16 protein-coding genes are annotated in these 18,820 nt (G+C 30.0%); 13 read left to right on the forward strand and 3 right to left on the reverse strand.

The features are described from left to right. The first annotated feature begins 94 nt into the window (after positions 1 to 94). The 7 genes from C3E89_RS08695 to C3E89_RS08725 all read left to right on the forward strand — a co-directional run bounded on the left by C3E89_RS08695 (position 95) and on the right by C3E89_RS08725 (position 6,336). Positions 95 to 1,042, forward strand: a complete 948-nt coding sequence (locus C3E89_RS08695) for a calcium/sodium antiporter (RefSeq protein WP_236912126.1) — start codon at positions 95 to 97, stop codon at positions 1,040 to 1,042. Positions 1,043 to 1,257: 215 nt separating this feature from the next. Beyond that, positions 1,258 to 2,610: an alanine/glycine:cation symporter family protein gene (locus tag C3E89_RS08700; RefSeq protein WP_236912129.1), complete on the forward strand. Its 1,353-nt coding sequence runs from the start codon at positions 1,258 to 1,260 to the stop codon at positions 2,608 to 2,610. Between the two features lie 86 nt (positions 2,611 to 2,696). After that, the gene (locus tag C3E89_RS08705) at positions 2,697 to 3,335 is read left to right on the forward strand and encodes a cyclodeaminase/cyclohydrolase family protein (protein WP_236912130.1); all 639 of its coding nucleotides are present in this window, start codon (positions 2,697 to 2,699) and stop codon (positions 3,333 to 3,335) included. Between the two features lie 206 nt (positions 3,336 to 3,541). Next, complete coding sequence (locus C3E89_RS08710; protein ID WP_236912132.1) at positions 3,542 to 4,684, forward strand: aminotransferase class V-fold PLP-dependent enzyme; 1,143 nt, start codon at positions 3,542 to 3,544, stop codon at positions 4,682 to 4,684. A 16-nt stretch (positions 4,685 to 4,700) separates the two neighbouring features. Next, on the forward strand, positions 4,701 to 5,219 hold the full coding sequence (locus tag C3E89_RS08715) for a DUF4446 family protein (protein WP_236912133.1): 519 nt from the start codon (positions 4,701 to 4,703) through the stop codon (positions 5,217 to 5,219). 13 nt (positions 5,220 to 5,232) lie between these two features. Beyond that, entirely contained in the window at positions 5,233 to 6,120 is an 888-nt protein-coding gene (locus tag C3E89_RS08720) for a diacylglycerol/lipid kinase family protein (RefSeq protein ID WP_236912135.1), read from the forward strand. A gap of 66 nt (positions 6,121 to 6,186) precedes the next feature. Continuing rightward, entirely contained in the window at positions 6,187 to 6,336 is a 150-nt protein-coding gene (locus tag C3E89_RS08725) for a hypothetical protein (protein ID WP_236912137.1), read from the forward strand. A gap of 13 nt (positions 6,337 to 6,349) precedes the next feature. Here the strand turns inward: C3E89_RS08725 and yyaC are convergent, their stop codons facing one another. Further along, positions 6,350 to 6,943 carry a spore protease YyaC gene (gene yyaC / locus C3E89_RS08730; RefSeq protein WP_236912139.1) on the reverse strand — a complete coding sequence of 198 codons (594 nt, stop codon included), beginning with the start codon at positions 6,941 to 6,943 and terminating at the stop codon, positions 6,350 to 6,352. A 410-nt stretch (positions 6,944 to 7,353) separates the two neighbouring features. Here yyaC and C3E89_RS08735 point away from each other — a divergent pair, with 410 nt between their 5' ends. Beyond that, entirely contained in the window at positions 7,354 to 8,799 is a 1,446-nt protein-coding gene (locus C3E89_RS08735; protein WP_236912141.1) for a M23 family metallopeptidase, read from the forward strand. An 81-nt stretch (positions 8,800 to 8,880) separates the two neighbouring features. Here C3E89_RS08735 and C3E89_RS08740 read toward each other — a convergent pair whose 3' ends face one another. Further along, a complete protein-coding gene (locus C3E89_RS08740; protein WP_236912143.1) occupies positions 8,881 to 10,164 on the reverse strand; it encodes a S8 family peptidase in 1,284 nt (427 codons plus the stop codon). Between the two features lie 68 nt (positions 10,165 to 10,232). Then, positions 10,233 to 12,926 (reverse strand): calcium-transporting P-type ATPase, PMR1-type, encoded by a 2,694-nt coding sequence (locus C3E89_RS08745; protein ID WP_236912152.1) that lies wholly within the window; start codon positions 12,924 to 12,926, stop codon positions 10,233 to 10,235. A gap of 453 nt (positions 12,927 to 13,379) precedes the next feature. Between C3E89_RS08745 and C3E89_RS08750 the strand changes: the two genes are divergently transcribed. The 5 genes from C3E89_RS08750 to C3E89_RS08770 all read left to right on the forward strand — a co-directional run bounded on the left by C3E89_RS08750 (position 13,380) and on the right by C3E89_RS08770 (position 18,784). Continuing rightward, positions 13,380 to 14,072, forward strand: a complete 693-nt coding sequence (locus tag C3E89_RS08750; protein ID WP_236912154.1) for a response regulator — start codon at positions 13,380 to 13,382, stop codon at positions 14,070 to 14,072. Positions 14,073 to 14,075: 3 nt separating this feature from the next. After that, positions 14,076 to 15,884 carry a sensor histidine kinase gene (locus C3E89_RS08755; protein WP_236912156.1) on the forward strand — a complete coding sequence of 603 codons (1,809 nt, stop codon included), beginning with the start codon at positions 14,076 to 14,078 and terminating at the stop codon, positions 15,882 to 15,884. Between the two features lie 88 nt (positions 15,885 to 15,972). Continuing rightward, positions 15,973 to 16,452 (forward strand): hypothetical protein, encoded by a 480-nt coding sequence (locus tag C3E89_RS08760; RefSeq protein WP_236912158.1) that lies wholly within the window; start codon positions 15,973 to 15,975, stop codon positions 16,450 to 16,452. A gap of 30 nt (positions 16,453 to 16,482) precedes the next feature. Beyond that, on the forward strand, positions 16,483 to 17,916 hold the full coding sequence (locus C3E89_RS08765; RefSeq protein ID WP_236912160.1) for a hypothetical protein: 1,434 nt from the start codon (positions 16,483 to 16,485) through the stop codon (positions 17,914 to 17,916). A 19-nt stretch (positions 17,917 to 17,935) separates the two neighbouring features. Next, positions 17,936 to 18,784 carry a hypothetical protein gene (locus C3E89_RS08770; RefSeq protein WP_236912162.1) on the forward strand — a complete coding sequence of 283 codons (849 nt, stop codon included), beginning with the start codon at positions 17,936 to 17,938 and terminating at the stop codon, positions 18,782 to 18,784. Positions 18,785 to 18,820: the final 36 nt, after the last annotated feature.

Raw genomic sequence — 18,820 nt, forward strand, 5'->3', positions numbered from 1 at the left:
TGTAAATTATGAAACTCATGTGGAATATTAATAGCTCTGTCCATATATAAATATAGTAGTTAATCAAAAATAGGGTATACTTTAGGAGGATACTATGGAGATCATATGGGTATTAATAATCTTTTTTTTGGGGTTGATATTAATAATAAAAGGTGGAGATATTTTTGTGGAATCAGCTATATGGATAGCTGAAAGAACAGGAATTTCTTCTGGAATAATAGCAGCAACTATTATCAGCATTGCTACAACTTTACCTGAATTTTTCGTATCTACTGTAGCAAGCAACGAAGGTTTCTCAGAAATGGCTGTTGGCAACGCAATTGGGTCATATATATGCAATATAGCTTTTATAATGGGATTATCATCATTAATAAAGCCAATAAAAGTTAAATCCAACTTTTTTGGAATTAAAGGAATTATGATGATATTATATCTATTAATTTTTTTTATTTTATCTAAAGGGGGAATAATTACATATAAAGAAGGATATTTTTTAATTGGGTTAATTACTTTTTTTATAATGATTAATATATTAGAGCATAAAAAAATAGATAACAAAAATAAAAAAATAAGAAAGATACCAACTAGGAAAAAAGATGTACTTGTAAATTTAATAAAATTTATATTTGGGGGACTATTAATCGTTTTTGGGGCTCATATATTAGTAGATAGTGGAGTAAAGATAGCAAATTTTTTAAGGATTCCAAAGCAGATAGTGAGTTTAACCTTACTTGCTGTTGGAACATCGTTGCCAGAACTAGTTACATCTTTGTTTGCAATATTTAAAGAACAACAAAATATATCTTTAGGTAATATCCTAGGATCAAATATATTGAATGTTTCAATAATTATAGGAGCTTCAACTTTGGTTAGTGAGCAAGGATTAATTATTACTAGACAGACAATGTTATTGGATATACCAATGGCTTTGTTTGTTGCTTTGATTTTTGTAATATCGGGTATATATAGAGAGAAAATAGGTAGACTAACAGGATTTATATTATTATCTTCTTATATAATATATTTATTAATTCTATTTTAAGAAAGAATAGCCAAAATTATATAAATAAGGTAATTATGCTATTTTTCGTATTAAAAACGAGAAAAAGTAAATAATAATAAGTAAATTTAAAAAAATCAAAAAAATATAAGAAAATAAAGCGAAAACCTAAGAAATTAAATCTTTTATATATTTGAGCTATATGTTATCATATAAAATGTTTGACAAAATTATAACAAATGAGGAGGGTATTAGTTATGGATCTAGTTAAAATAGTGGAAGTAATAAACGAAAATCTATGGAATAAGGTTTTAATATTTTTACTATTAGGAACAGGCGTTTATTATACCTTTAGATTGAAGTTCATCCAAATCCGCAGGTTTAAAGACATTAATGCTCATGTATTTGGAAATGTATTTAAAAGAGGAGAAAAGGCAGACAAAGATGGAATGTCATCTTTTCAAGCATTAGCAACATCTATAGCAGCTCAAGTAGGAACTGGTAACTTAGCAGGTGTAGCTACTGCTATAGCATCTGGTGGTCCTGGAGCTATATTTTGGATGTGGATTAGTGCATTTTTTGGTATGGGCACTATATTTGGAGAAGCAGTTTTAGCCCAGAAGTATGTGGAAAAAATTGATGGAGAGGTTACTGGAGGACCTGCTTATTATCTAAGAAAAGGATTAAATAGCAAATTTTTAGCAGGATTTTTTGCAATTACAATTATTATAGCTTTAGGTTTTGTTGGAAATATGGTTCAATCAAATTCAATAGCAGTGGCTTTAACTTCAGCTTTTAGTATACCAAATTGGGTAGGAGGAGTAATAGCAGCTATTTTTGCAGCTTTAATATTTGCAGGTGGAATGCGTAGGATAGCATCTTTTACAGAATTGGTAGTTCCTTTTATGGCAATTTTATATATTGCTGGTAGTCTTGTTATAATAATATTAAATTACTCTCAAATTATACCAGCTCTAAAATTAATTGTTACTTCTGCATTTTCTGCAAAAGCTGCTGTGGGAGGAGCTATAGGTGTTACCGTTAAAGAAGCTGTCAGATATGGTATTGCGAGAGGATTATTTTCAAACGAAGCAGGTATGGGCTCTACACCTCATGCTCATGCAGTAGCTAAAGTAGAACATCCAGCAGAACAAGGATTAGTAGCTATATTTGGTGTAATCTTTGATACTTTAGTTATTTGTACTATAACTGCATTAATAAATATTACTACTGGTGCACATACCCTAGGTTTAACTGGAATTGAAATGACACAAAAAGCTTTCAATATAGGTCTTGGTAATTTTGGAACAATATTTATTGCAATTGGTCTATTTTTCTTTGCATTTTCAACTATAATAGGGTGGTATTATTTTGGAGAATCTAATATAAAATATTTATTTGGAGCAAAAGGGATATGGCCTTATAGAATAATAGTTTTACTATTTATTATATTTGGCTCTATTCTTAGTGTAGATATAGTATGGCAAATTGCTGATTTATTTAATGGATTAATGGTATTACCTAACGTTATTGGATTGTTGATATTATCGCCTCAAGTAATAGCTATATTGAGAGATTATGAGATAAATTTCTTAAAAGATGTAAAGTAGATATTAGCTTGATTATAAAGTAAATCTATAATATAATTGATGAGATAGAAGGGCATTTAACAATACTATTAAAGGGCGGTGATTTGGTGTTAATTGATGGAAGTATAAAAAACTATATTAATGAAGTTGCATCTAAAGAGCCAACTCCAGGGGGAGGAAGTGTGGCTGCTTTAGCAGGTAGTTTAGGTTCTGCATTAACAGCAATGGTAGGCTATTTAACAATTGGAAGAAAAATGTACTTAGAATTAGATGAAAAAATTAAAGAAGAAATGGATCAGAATTTTGAAGAATTAAAAAAGAGTATAGAGAAGCTCAATGAAATTGTTGATGAAGATACGAAAGCATTTGATAAAGTAATGGAAGCCTTTAAATTGCCTAAGGAGACTGAGGAAGAAAAGAAAAAAAGAACTCAGGCTATTCAAGAAGGATACAAAATAGCTTTAGAAGTGCCTTTAAGATGTGCTGAAGAATGCTTTAAAGTACTAGAGCTTCAAAAAGTATTTGCAAACTATGGAAATGTAAATGCAATTACAGATGTAGGAGTAGGGGCATTATTGGCAGCTACAGGTCTTGAAGGAGCTCTCTTAAATGTAAAAATCAATTTACTTAGTATAAAAGACGAAGAATTTAGAAATAAAATGGAAGAAAAAATAGACAATCTTTTAAAGAGAGGAACTGCACTTAAGGAAGAATTGTTAGAAACTGTATATCAGAGGTTAGGATAAAGGATGCTCTTAGGAGCTCCTTTTTTTATAATTAAGTAGAAAAGTTCTCACTTATAAAATAATAATTAAAAAGAACTTTCCCTTATGAGTTTTAAGAAAAGCTTCTTTAATAAGGCTTTGATAGAAGCTTTTCTTTTTTTGTTTTACTATTTATCCTTATAGCGAATATGATATAATTAGGATATAAAAATATGGAGGTGTACTTGTTGGTATATTTTGATAATGCAGCGACTTCTTTTCCAAAACCAGATGGAGTTTATGATTCGATCATGAGAGTTATGAAAGAGTATGGAGCTAATCCAGGACGTTCAGGTCATAAGTTAGCCCTAAGACTTGGGAGAGAAATATTTGAGACGAGAGAATTACTAGCAAATCTATTTAATATTAAAAATCCAATGAATTTAATATTTACTTTTAATTGTACAGAAAGTTTAAATATTGGAATTAAAGGTATATTAAATAAAGGGGATCATGTTATAACCACGTCCATGGAGCATAACTCTGTTTTGAGGCCTCTTAAGGCATTGGAAAGACAAGGGATAGAACTTACAGTTGTAAAAGGAGACCTTGCTGGAAGAATAGATCCAAAAGATATTGAAAAAAGTATTAAAAATAATACTAAGCTTATAGTAACAACTCATGTTTCTAATCTGACAGGTACTATTATGCCTATTGAAGAGATTGGAAATATAGCTAAGAAAAATAGTATTTATTATCTTGTAGATGCGGCCCAATCAGCAGGGGTATACCATATTGATGTAGAAAAAATGAATATAGATATGCTAGCTTTTCCTGGACATAAGGGACTTTTAGGGCCTCAAGGTACAGGAGGGTTGTACATTAGAGAAGGAATAGAAGTTAGAGAACTCAACCAAGGTGGGACAGGCAGCATATCCCATTTGTTAGAACAACCAGATATATCACCCGATAGATATGAAAGTGGAACGCCAAATGGACCAGGGATTGTTGGACTAGGTGCTGGGGTAAGATATATCTTTCAAGAAGGAATAGACAATATTAGAAGACATGAAGAAGAATTGACAAAGCATTTTATTGAGGAAATAATGAAAATCAAAAATGTAAAAGCCTATGGTCCGCTAAATATTAACGAGCAAGGAGCAGTAGTTTCAATTAATATTGGAGATGAGGATTCTTCTGAAATTAGTTATATATTAGATCAGAACTATGATATAGAAGTAAGACCGGGACTCCACTGTGCTCCTATTGCACATAAAACTATAGGAACCTTTGATCAGGGAGTTGTTAGATTTAGTTTCGGGCCTTTTAATACTCATGAAGAGATAGAATTAGGAATAAAAGCTATCAAAGAAATATCTAAAGAGATATAAGAAAGGAGTAAGCTAAATGGAACAGGTTAGACAATTTATTGAAATATATAATATAGAAATAATTATTGGTATATTGGTAGCTTTTTTTATTCTATTAGCATTATATTTAATTTCCCAAATAAGAATATCAAAAATTAAAAATGAGTATAATGAATTAGTTCGTGGAGCAGATGGTATCAATATTGAGGAATTATTAATACAAAATGGATATGGGATAGAGGAATTAAGGAATGACTTTTCGAGTTTATATAAAAAAGTGGATAATTTAGATACAAAGTTAACCTTTGCTATTCAAAAAGTAGGATTTATTAGATACAATGCTTTTGCAGATATGGGCTCAGAACTGAGCTTTTCAATTGCATTTTTGGATAATTTTTTAAATGGATTTGTACTAACAAGTATTTATGGAAGAGAACAGTCTACTTGTTATGCTAAACCAATAAAGAATGGTAAATCTATATATCCTCTATCAGTTGAAGAAATGCAAGCTGTGGATAGAGCAATTAAGGGAGAATATTACACAAAATCTATATAAATCAGGAGGAGCTATGGATAAGATACTTTTTATAATTAATCCAGTTGCAGGTGGAGGAAGAACAAAAAAACTAGTTCCAATTATAGATAAATTTATGAAGGATTTAGAAATAGAATATAATATTGTATTAACTGAAAAACCAAAGGATGCCATAAATATATCTAAAGAAGGGTTAAATAAAGGCTATAATAAAATCGTTGCAGTAGGTGGAGATGGAACAGTAAATGAAGTGGCTTTAGGCATATTAGAGTTTGGAGAAGGTATATTAGGAATAATTCCTAGTGGAACAGGTAATGATTTAGCTAGAACGTTAAATATTCCCATCAACTTAGAAGAAGCGATAAATATTATAATAAATGGAATTAACAAAAAAGTAGACGTAGGAATGGTAAATGAAGATATATTCTTGAACATTGCAAGCGTAGGCTTTGACTCAGAAGTCGTTAAAAATACAGAGAAGATAAAGAAAAGGTTGAAATCTGGGATAGCCTATGTAATAGGATTACTTATTACCTTAATAAGGGTTAAGGATATCAATACTAAATTAGAAATAGATAATACTACAATAGATAAAAATGTCTTTCTAGTAGCAGTTGGAAATGGGAAATATTATGGTGGTGGATTAAAGATAATACCTATGGCTATTATAGAAGATGGATATTTTCATGTATGTGTAGTGAATAAAATGTCTAAACTAAAATTGTTTTTACTATTGCCTACTATTATTAAAGGAAACCATACTAGATTTAAAAAACATGTAGAAATATTTAAAGCAAAAAAGGTTAAGATTATAACTGAAGCTAGAACATACTTGAATATAGATGGTGAAGTTAAGGATATAGAAAGAGAAACCCTATTTACTATAAAAAAAGGGAAATTATCAGTTTTTGTTAATAATTAATTAAATAAAGAATGAATAAAAACCCGCCTAGGAAATAGAATATCTAAATACTAGGAGGGATTTTTTATGGATGATAAGATTAAAGATAATTATATCAGTATAGATATGGAGTTAGGAATTGACATAAATAATTTAATTCAAATGTATGAAACGGAACTTAACCTTAGCATTAAGCAAAAAACAGAAGGCAGTGAAGAGATAAATGAAAAGAGATAAAGATAGACTTGGATTAGGGATATTCGGTGTCTTTATAAAGATTGGTATTATAATATTTTAGAAGAGTTCTATAAATACTTTTGGAAATAATATCTGCCATATTCATAACCAGACTAAGTCTCGTATTTTGTAATACCATATATTCCATCATACCGCCAACATTGACAACTCCAGTAATGCTTATATCACCAATTGAAGGAAGATTTTTATTGACGCCTAATCCAGGTCTTAAAGGACCTTTCTTAATATTTATATATCCAATTTTATCCATATTCCCTAAAGATGCATCTACAGCTAATATTAGGGATTTAGGATACTGGCTTTCAATTTTATCAATTATATCTTCTAAATTTTTAGCATGTACGGGTTCATCTAAAGTTCCAAATAAATAAACATCATTAAAATAATGGATATGAGGTGCTAATTTATGTCCAACTAAAGGGCCTAAGGAGTCACCAGTTGATCTATCTGTACCAATACATAGAATAATTAGGTCTTGGTCGCTTTCAATGCTAATTGATAGATATTTTGAAATCATATTTGAAATATGGAAGATGGCAAATGTAGAATTAGAATTAACATAATTATTGTTAGTACAGTTTAACATATTTACCTCCTATATAAATAGAAATCATTTTAACCTCTCTTTCAAATATTATGAGTATGAGAATCATAATAGAAGTATTTCCATAAATAAGAACATAAATACCTGAATGTTTTATATTTAAAAAATATGAAGTATTGTTAATTATTAAGAAATCTTAACAACCCATATTTTTCTACTGAGTACTAGATAATTAAAGGGATATATCCATTGAAATTATAAGGAATAAAAGAAAAGGTATATTTAACAAAATATTGAATAAAATATAATTAGACATGCTAATAGTATTGAAAAAAATTTTTCCTATGTTATAATTAGTTCATATTAATACAAAAAGATTACAAAATGGTTACAAAGTTTTGAAAGTTAGCCCATTTATTAAAGCTAATCTAAAAGCAGGAGGTACTTAAACCATGGATAAACCAAACCATAGTGGGTTTAAAGCACAGGCTTTACCCATGATAGGCAGTAAGGTTTTTGAGAGATTTAGAATTGTAAAGAATAAAATTTCAGAAAAATATAGCTTTAAAAAAATTCTTGTAGGGATTATGCTAGTTGTAATAGCAGGTTTAATGTTAGCAACATATAAGATAAATGAAATAAGAACTAGAGCTTTTGTAGTTTATTTTGGGGAGGAACAAATAGGTATAGTCAGAGATCAAGAACAAGCTTTAAATATATTAGACGATATAAAAAGAGAGTTATCTAATACATATAATATAGATATTGTTTTAAACAAAGATATTAGTTTTGAAGATACTCACGCTAAAGATAATTTGTTAGCTTCATCAGTAGAATTAAAATCCAATATTAAATCCAAGATGACATTTTTAGTAAGTGGATATACATTATTAGTAGATAACAAGGAAGTAGGATTTGCTAAAACTAAACAGGAATTAGAAGATATTATTGAAACTATAAAAAATCCTTACCTAGATAAAATTGGCGAAGATAGTAATGTTAAAGAGGTAAGTTTTATTGAGGATGTGAAGATTGAAAAAAAAGATATACCTCTAAACAAACTAAGTAAAAAAGAAGAATTATTGCAATTTATCCAAACAGGAGAGGAAGAGATAAAAACCCATGTAGTAGAAGTAGGGGAAAGTTTATGGACTATTGCTAAAATCTATGATATGTCGGTAGATGATTTGATAGCAGCTAATACAGATAAGAATCCAGAAAAGTTACAAATAGGGGATGAAATTAAATTATTAGTACCAAAATCTTTGCTAACTGTAGAAACTATCGAAGAAGTTCAATATACAGAAAAAACCGATTATGAAATAAAGGTTGAATATGACAATAATATGTATAAAACTGAAAAGAAGGTAAAAGTGGAAGGTTCGGAAGGTGAAAGTAAGTATATTGCTAAAATAATTAAACATAATGGAGTAGTGGTGGAAAAGGAAATATTAAATGAAGAGGTCATTAAAAAGCCTGTTGATGAATTGGTTGTGCAAGGGACCAAAGAACTTCCCAAAACAGCAGCTACAGGAGCATTTCTAATGCCAACAAGAGGTTCTATATCTTCAAGGTATGGCATGAGAAATGGAAGAATGCATAGAGGCTTAGATATTGCAGCAAGAACTGGTACACCAATTAAAGCAGCTGATGGAGGTAAAGTGGTTTATACAGGTAGAAAAGGAGCTTATGGAAATCTGGTAGAGATAGACCATGGCAATGGGTATATCACAAGATATGCTCATTGTAATACAATAAAAGTTAAAAAAGGTGATAGGGTTTATAAAGGCCAAGTTATAGCAACTGTTGGTAATACAGGAAGATCTACAGGTTCTCATCTTCATTTTGAAGTCCTTAAAAATGGCCGTAATCAAAATCCAGCTAACTATGTAAGGTAAAAAGCAGCTTAAGCTGCTTTTTTAAAAATTAAAATTACTTAAAATTACCAAGGTATGATACTAAAAGGGCCATAATTGGCCCTATATTTTAGAATCAAGCAAAAATAATATAATTAAAATCATAATTATAATCTCAAATAGTTCCTCCTCAGAATTAGGAGGTTTTACATGTCCACTATTAGATAAATTATCTTTTTCATCATTAAGCAATAATTTCAAGTTTAGCATACCATTACCTTGTTTCTCTTTAGAGTCTTTAAGATCAATACAAGATTTTAGTAACTTTTCTTTAACTTCATAAGGTTTTAAATCTCCATATATATTCAATAGAAGAGCTATAGCACCAGATACCAAAGGAGTAGACATAGAAGTACCACTTAAAGCTTTATAACCATCTAATCTACTATTAGACAAAGAGTTAATACTCACTCCCGGTGCGACTATATCTGGCTTTATTAATCCATCATTTGTAGGGCCTCTACTTGAAAAGGAGGCAATAACATCATCTGATGGATCTATGGTTCTTTTATCATCGACAGCACCTACAGTAATTACATTAGGGCTAATACCTGGGGAAAGAATAGTTTTTTCATTAGGACCGCTATTTCCAGCAGCTACTACGACAATTAATCCTGCTTTTTCCGCTTCAGCTACAGCTTTACATAAAGGATCTTTAGAGCAATTATTATTTGCAGGGCTTCCAAAGGAAAGGTTTAATACTTTAGTATTATATTGCTCTTTAGTTTCGATAGCATAAGAAATAGCGGCGATAATGTTTGATGAATTGCCACTGCCTTCACTATCCAATGCTTTTATTGCCAATATATTAGATTCAGGAGCAATACCAGTATACTTTCCTCTAGAAGAATAACCATTTCCTGCTATTATTCCAGCTATATGAGTCCCGTGTCCATTATCATCATAAGGAGCAGATCTGTTATTCACAAGATCTTTAAATCCTATAATCCTATTATTTGGAATTACCAAGTCTTCATGAGGAGCAACCCCTGTGTCTATTACTGCAACAGTTACTCCTTTTCCTTTATATGCTCTTTCATAAGAAAAGGATCCTTCTACTGTAGGTATAGCGATATCTAATTGGGTGAATACTTTAGAATCAAAGCTAATATATTCAATTTCAGGACTGGAAGCTAATCTATAGATTATTTCAGTACTTAAATTGCAAGCAACTCCATTAATTATAGGTAGAGGGCCTTTAACTTTAGTAGATAGGTCAATAATTCCATTTTTAAGGCCATCATCTTTTCCTTTTAATTGAACAATTACGGGCAGTTCTTCTTTAGATTGAGACATTATTTTAGCACTTAATATAGGACAAATTTTAGAATTGTTTAGTCTTCTCATATAAAAACCACCTTCCTTGTTCTATTCTATGCATGGATTTTATGAAATGTGCACAAAGAAAAAAGGCCTTATATGGCCTTTTTTCTAGAAAATAATTTATATACTTCACCAACTACAAGAGGTAAAAATGCATGTATTAAGACTATTTGCCAATCTGTTAAGCTTAAAGGATAAGTATCAAAGATTGGTTGGAAAAATGGCAAATAGATTACGATTAATAATAGAACAAAGGAGAACAAAGTTGCATAAGTTAATGTCCTATTAGAGAATACGCCTATTTCGAATATAGTATGTTTTTCTGACCTACTTGAGTATGATCTTAATAGTTCTGCTGTAATCAAAGTGGTAAAGGTTATAGTCCTTGCAATAATTAAGTTCTCCTCACCATAAGTTTTTAATCCCCATCTATATGCTAATAAAGCCCCCAGAGCAATAGCTATACTTTGAATTATTATACTTCTAACCATTCCTTTATCTAGGATAGGTTCATTTGGGTTTCTAGGAGGAATCTTCATTATTTCAGGTTCTCCCTTTTCCATACCTAAGGCTAAAGCTGGGAAGCTATCTGTTACAAGATTTAGCCATAATAATTGAATTGGAATGAGAGGAACTTCTAATCCTAGTAATATACTTAGAGATACTATTAAAATTTCTCCTATATTACAGGATAATAGGAAGAAAACGAATTTCTTAATATTACTATATATTATTCTACCTTCTTCAACAGCAGCTACTATACTGGCAAAATTATCATCCGTTAAAATAACTTCTGCTGTATTTTTGGCAACGTCTGTACCTGTAATACCCATAGACACACCAATATCAGCTCTTTTTAATGCTAAAGCATCATTTACTCCATCTCCTGTCATAGCAGCTACTTCTCCGTTTGCTTTTAGCGCATTTACTATTCGCACTTTATGTTCTGGTGAGACCCTTGCATAAACACTTTTTTCTTTTACTAAATCTTTTAAATCATTATCTGAAATGGAATCTAATTCTTTACCCATAATAGCTTCATCTTCATGTTCGGCCATACCCAAATCTTTTGCAATAGCGAAGGCTGTTTCTTTATAGTCTCCAGTAATCATAACTGCCTTAATTCCTGCCTCTTTACATCTTCTTATAGCTTCTTTGGCTTCTTCTCTTGGTGGGTCAATCATTCCAACTAATCCAACAAAAACCATATTATTTTCAATAGATTCAGAGGTAATTTCATCAGGAAGAGTATCATACTCTTTAAAAGCAAAAGCTAAAACCCTTAGGGCTTTTCTTGAAAATTGGCTATTTATACTTAATACCTTTTCTTTTAATTCATCAGTAAAGGGCATTATTTTACCATCTATATATATATTGGCACTTCTGTTGATTATTATATCTGGTGCCCCCTTGGTAAAAGATACTAGCTTATCAGGAATTATATTTTTATGGATTGTAGACATCATCTTTCTATCGGAGTCAAAGGGAATCTCTTCAACTCTTGGAAACTTTTCGTTTATTTCCTCTTTGAATATATTTCCTTTTCCTGCTAAAGTAACCAATGCTCCTTCAGTAGGATCTCCTAATATTCTATATCCATCATCTGATTTATCTAAAATTGCATCGTTACATAGTGCTCCAATGGATAGTAATCTAATAAGATTATTGGACTCTTCTAAGGAGAATAGAGAACTATCTAATTTAAACTCTCCTTTTGGTTCATATCCAGTTCCAGTAACATCTAATATTTTGTTATCAGTATAAACTTTAACAACAGTCATTTCGTTTTGAGTTAGTGTACCAGTTTTATCAGAACATATTACTGTTGTACAACCTAAGGTTTCTACAGCTAATAGTTTCTTTACAATTGCATTTCTTCTAACCATTCTATTCATGCCTAGGGCTAAAACTATAGTCACTATAGCAGGCAGACCTTCTGGGATAGCTGCAACTGCCAAACTAATAGCTACCATAAACATATCCAGTATATCTCTGCCTTGTATTACACCAATACCGAATACTAATGCACATACTATAATACAGGCAATTCCTAAGTACTTTCCTAATTCATTTAACTTTTTCTGTAAAGGAGTGGTATCATCTTCAAAAGTTTGAATCATAGTTGCAATTTTACCAATTTCACTGTCATGCCCAGTTCCTACAACGATTCCCTTACCTCTACCATAGGTAACAATGGTACTCATATAAGCCATGTTTTTTCTATCACCTAAGGATACTTCATGATCAAATATTTCATTTGCATCTTTTTCTACAGGTACAGATTCTCCTGTTAGGGAAGCTTCTTCTACTTTTAGATTAGAGGTTTCTATTAACCTTAAATCAGCAGGGATAATATCCCCTGATTCTAGTAGGACTATATCACCAGGCACTAAAGTATTTGCTGGAACTACTGTAGCAGATCCATCTCTTATTACTTTAGCATTTGGTGCAGCCATTTTTTTTAGCGCTTCTAAAGATTTTTCTGCTCTACCTTCTTGGTATAGGCCTAAAAGTGCATTAATAATTACTATAGCTAATATTACTATAGAATCGGTTTTTTCCCCAACTATGAAGGATACAATACTAGCTATTATCAATATAATTACAAGAAAATCATTAAATTGTGCTAGTACTTTTGACAATAGACTTCTTTTTGCTTCTTCCTTTAATTCGTTAGAGCCATATTTCTTTAAACGGTTATCAACTTCATTTTTCGAAATACCAGTTTTATCATTGGTATTTAATTCAGATAACAAGTTTTCAATGTTTTTTTCATACCATTCCATAACGAGTCATTCCTTTCTTTGTTTGACATTAGTATACCACTTACAATAAAAATTAAGTACTAATCTGTTAGTTTGTGGTAAAGGTTGAACATTTGGAGTAAGGTTGTTAAAATATAATAAGGCAAATAAAAAGACCTTTGTTTAACCAATAGCGGCTAAACAAAGGTCTTGCTACCTAAATTTTGAAGGATAGTTAGCCGGGATTAATCCGGATTGACGACTAACTATTTAAAAAGCTACTCCCCTTTGTTAGAATTAATTATATAATATCTATGAAATAATTTCAATAGCAATTATATATAAATTGTTATGAGTTTTAATATAGTTTGACAAGTTCTATTTATTATTAGATAATTTAGGCATAGGGGATTATAAGAACACTTCATTGGGGGAGTATTTAAATTTAGGAAAACTTGATTTTAGTATGTTTATTATATAAATGGAGTGATAATTATGGATAAGAAAATATTAGTAGTAGACGATGAGAAATCCATTGCTGATATTGTAAAGTTTAATTTAGAAAAAGAAGGATATGTAGTTGATCTAGCCTTTGATGGTGAAGAAGCTATTAAGAAGGTTTATAAAATTTTGCCAGATTTAATCGTATTAGATATTATGCTTCCTAAAAAGGATGGATTTCAAGTTCTTAAAGAAATTAGAAGGGATTTCAAAACTCCAGTCCTTATGCTTACAGCAAAAGAGGAGGAAGTAGATAAGGTATTGGGTTTAGAGTTAGGAGCAGATGATTATATAACAAAACCTTTTAGTATGAGAGAACTAGTAGCAAGAGTTAAAGCAAATATAAGGAGAGTCGAATTTTCAAATAACGATTTAAATAATGGAGATATACTAGAGATTGGTGATTTACTTATCGATTTAAATAAATACGAGGTCCAAAAAAGAGGACAAGTTATAGATCTAACTCTTAGAGAATTTGAACTACTAAAATTTTTAGCATCAAGTGTAGAACAAGTATTTACAAGAGAACAATTGTTAGAGGAAGTATGGGGATATGAATACTATGGGGATATAAGAACTGTTGATGTGACTATTAGAAGACTTAGAGAAAAGATAGAGGATAAAGATGGAGAATATAAATATATTATGACTAAAAGAGGAGTAGGATATTATTTCAGGAGGAGCTAGCCCATGTTTTCAAGTATTAGATGGAAATTTATCATAGTATATTTTTTGCTTGTATTTATGGCTATGGTAATAGTTGGGGTATTTATAGTACAAAGATTTGAAGAACAACAATTGAATAATAGAATGAATAATATGATAAAGCAGATTGAATCAATAATAAGTACTTTTAGTTATCTATCAGAAGATGATTGGAATTATTATAGTGATGAAATTCAGAAGATGTTAAATGAATGGAGATTTGATAGTTCTGAAACCCTTTATGTTATTTATAATGAAGACATACCTAGAATAATAGCCTCCTGTCATAGCAATCATGAAAAAATTAAAGGGCAAAATGCTCTAGTCTATAAATATTTAGATCCTACTTTGATTTTAGATGCTTATAATGGGAAAAGAAATCAAATAATTAGAAGAGATTCAAATGAGAGTACTAAATTTCAACATTTAGCATATCCAGTGCTAAATGAAGTAGGCCAAATTAAAGGTGTTTTATATATGACTAGCGATTTACAGGATGTATATAAAACTATTGATGAATCTAAAAAGATATTGACTAGTGCAACTATGTTAGCATTGGCTATAACTGTAGTATTAGGTTTTTTAATTGCAAGCAGTATAACCGAACCTATTAGAGATGTAACTAAAAAGGCTGAAAGAATGGCAAAAGGTGATTTTGACCAATTTGTAGAGGTAAAATCTGATGATGAAATGGGACAATTGGCTAGTATGTTTAACTACTTAACATTAAAGTTAAAAGATACCATTCAGGAGATGGACTTAGAAAAAAGCAAACTAGATACTATATTTAACTATATGGCAGATGGGGTTATAGCCATTGATATAAATGGACATATTATCCATGCCAATCCTATTGCTATAGATATTCTAGATTTAGAAGAGACAATAAATGAGGAATTTACTCATAAAAAAGTTTTTGCAATAGATAAGCTAAATTTAAAAAATATTGATTATGAAGATTTATATAGTCTTGAGGGAGACGAAATAGTCGAGATAAAAAATATAGTTTATAGAATTAAATATGCGCCTTTTCGTAATGAAAGAAATAATATTGGTGGGATAATAATAGTGTTTCAAGATATAACTGAGCAGCATAAACTAGATAATATGAGAAGGGAATTTGTTGCCAATGTGTCTCATGAATTAAAAACACCTATAACTACTATTAAATCCTATACTGAAACTTTAATAGACTATAAGGATATTGATGAAGAACTTTCTAAAAAGTTTTTATCTGTAATAGATAATGAGTGTGATAGAATGGCACGGATAGTAAGAGATTTACTCCAATTATCCAATCTTGATTATAATAAAACAAAATGGAAAATGGTGGAATATTCCTTGGAAAAACTAATTAAGGATGCCTGCTTAAAACTTGATTTTTCTTTTAAAGAAAAGAATCAAAAATTGAAGCTAAATATTGAAGAAAATATGCCAAATATTGTAATGGATAAAGATGGTATAGAACAGGTTATACTAAATATAATATCAAATGCAATAAAATATACTCCTAATAATGGTAAGATTCATATATCTGCAAAACAATTTGATAATAGTATTATAGTTACTGTAAAGGATAATGGTATTGGTATACCAGAAGAAGATAAACATAGGATTTTTGAACGATTTTATCGAGTAGATAAAGGAAGAAGTAGAGCATTAGGAGGAACTGGACTAGGTTTATCTATTGCTAAGCAAATAGTAGAAGCCCATGGTGGTGATATTATTCTAAGATCAGAATATAATGTAGGAACTGAAGTGGATATAGTACTCCCTAAAGCTACTAGCCTGTAATTCAATCTTAATTGGGTTGTAATATATTTGTAACATAACTAATGTATAATATTAATATCCCTTATTGTATGGTAAAGGAGGTTAAATAATGTATAGGAAATTAATGATCGTTTTAGTTGTTATGATAATGATTTTTTCTATATCCACAGCAGGGTTTGCTGCTTCTATAAATAATACAAAGCCTAAAGCTACAAAAGTGGATACAACTAAATATCAAGTAATTACACCAGAAGAAAGCTCCTCTTCCACTACTAAAAAGGTGGTGCTAATATCTGGTAAGGCTCCTGAAGGGACTAATATTATTATAGATGTATATGGGGCAATTGATTTAACAGGAAAAAATTATTCATTGGCAAAATTACCCAAGGAAGATGATTACACTTATGTTTCAAGTGTGACTATTAAAGCTGGAGATGTTGGTTTCGGTGAAGAGGTGGAATTAATACTTGGGATTAATAAGATAATTATTACTTTTGATGTACAAGGGGTACCTTCTGTAGAGAAAGTTTTTTATTGTTATGAAAAAGGGCAATTAGAGAGAAATCATAATAGTTCTTTTACTAAATAAAATACCATGGGTTTAAGGAGATGATTAACTGTGTTTAAAGAAAGGATAAAGACTTTCATACTCCTATCTTTGGTATTTATTAGTGTTTTTTTGACAAGACGATTATGGATACAAATGCCCTATGAGATATTTCCACTTTTTGAAAAAGAGGAAGCCTTGTCTGCGAATTATTTGTTTACAGATATGATAAAGCCTAATAAATATTTATTAAATTTTAATGAAAAAAATCATACTATTTTTTATAATGATGACAATAATAATCTATGGACAAGCACTCGTTCTACTTTGGCAGATATTTTTTATTCTAAAGGTATTAATACAGAAATTATATCTGCTGAGGAATACTTGACGTATAATAAAAACAAGTCCATAGTTTTTTATTTTCCGGAGAAATTTAGCACTGATATATTAGCTCGATCTTTAGATGTAATGAAACCAAATAACATTACAGAAAAGATGCCTAATGTGGATAGTATATATTTTTATTTAGGCAGGGAAGAACCTTATGTTGTATTTAGTGAAGGAAATCAACATTTAAAAGTTTATGATCCAAATATGGATGTGGAAAATATTAAATCAAAATTAAAGTCTATAGAGGAAAAAGACTATACTTTTTATTATCCTATTAGAGAAACTTTAAATGCAAATAGTGATGCATATATTACTTATAGGATGTCAAAGGGTATGCCTTCGGTCTATGTACAAAATGAATTTAATACAGATAATATTGAAGAAATTAGGAGTATTGCAGAAATTTTTTTCAAACAAGGTATTGATTATATAAGAGAAATAGTTGAAGACAATGGTTCTATTATATATGTGTATAATCAAAAAGTATTAAAAATAAATCAAAATGGTTTATTAGAATATTTTAGTCCATTAGAGGGACTTGTAAAGGAAAGAAATCTCTATATTAGTTTAAATACAGCTTCTGAATTTTTATCAAACCATATAGGAGTCCCTAAGGATTTATATTTGTCAAATATTGAGGAAATAGAATCTGAAGAAAACTTTGGTTATAGACTTACTTTTAAATATAGAATAAGGGGAATTCCTGTAATTTTAGGTAAGAATATAGCAGAGGATTTTATCCAAATAGACGTTTTCAACAAGTATATTAGGAATTATAAAAGGTTTATAAGAAAGGATATGAATATAGAACCTTTTAATATGTTGGAAGATAACCGAATCCTATCAGCTTTTGATATTATAAATATGAACTACCAACTGTTACAAAAAGAATATATACAGAACAATGAGTTGACTGGAAAAAATATAGATAGTGAGGGATTAAAAGAGAAAATTTTATCTTCTATTGAGGATATTTCCCTAGCATATCTAGATCCTTGTACCAATAAAGAAAAGGATCAGTTAATTGGGGTATGGTTATTAAAGGTTGAAAGTACAATTTATGCTTTTGATATATATGATGGAAATTTGATATTTAGTAAAAACAATAATTAGTTTTGGATGGTGAAAAGAGATGGATTGGTCAAAAGCTAAAACCATATTAATTGTGGCTTTTATTATAACAAATATATTATTGATCTATGTGATAGTTGGCGAAGACCATGTTAATGAACCAACTCTTAAAGATGATTTTATAGAGGATGTTGTAGAGCTTTTAGAAGATAAAAACATAAAAGTTTCTACTCAGATACCCAAAGATATACCCCATCTAAACACTATGGTAGTAGAATATGAGAATGTTAATATACAAAAATTAAATAAGGATTATTTTAGTAATAGGGGAAATATTGAACAGAATGCTGAAGGGCTTGGGAAGATTAAAAAAGATGGTGAATCTTTTTTAATAATGAATAATAGATTTATTATTTATGAAAACAAAAATAAAATAAAGCTTTATAATGATCTAAATAAAGATGAAGCTATTCGATTGGCAGAAGAGTTTATTAATAAAGGCAAGTTTAAAACATCTGATATGAAACTTACTTTTGTAAAGGAAGAAGAAGGCACCTTTTACTTAGAGTATTCAAAAATACATGAGGATGTACTAGTTGAAAGGACTTTTACAAATCTACAAGTAGATAGTAGAGGAGTAAAAAGATTTGAAAGGTTATGGCTAAATGAAAAAGAACTGGGAGAAGCAGAAATATATATTAGCACTGCACCTAAAGCCATATTGACCTTACTTGGAATGCAAGAAATATATGGTAAAACCATTACAGATATTTCTCTTTGCTATTATTTTGACCCTGAAAAGCATGACTATTTAGGGGAGCCTACTAATGCAAAACAAGGAAGGGCTATTCCGGCATGGAGAATTCAATTTGATGATGGGTATAAAATATTTATTGATGAGTACTTATAATGAAGAATCTATTGGTTCTTCTTTTTTATTTGTATT

The organism is Clostridium sp. Cult1, assembly GCF_021655095.1.
Taxonomy (GTDB): domain Bacteria; phylum Bacillota; class Clostridia; order Tissierellales; family Tepidimicrobiaceae; genus Schnuerera.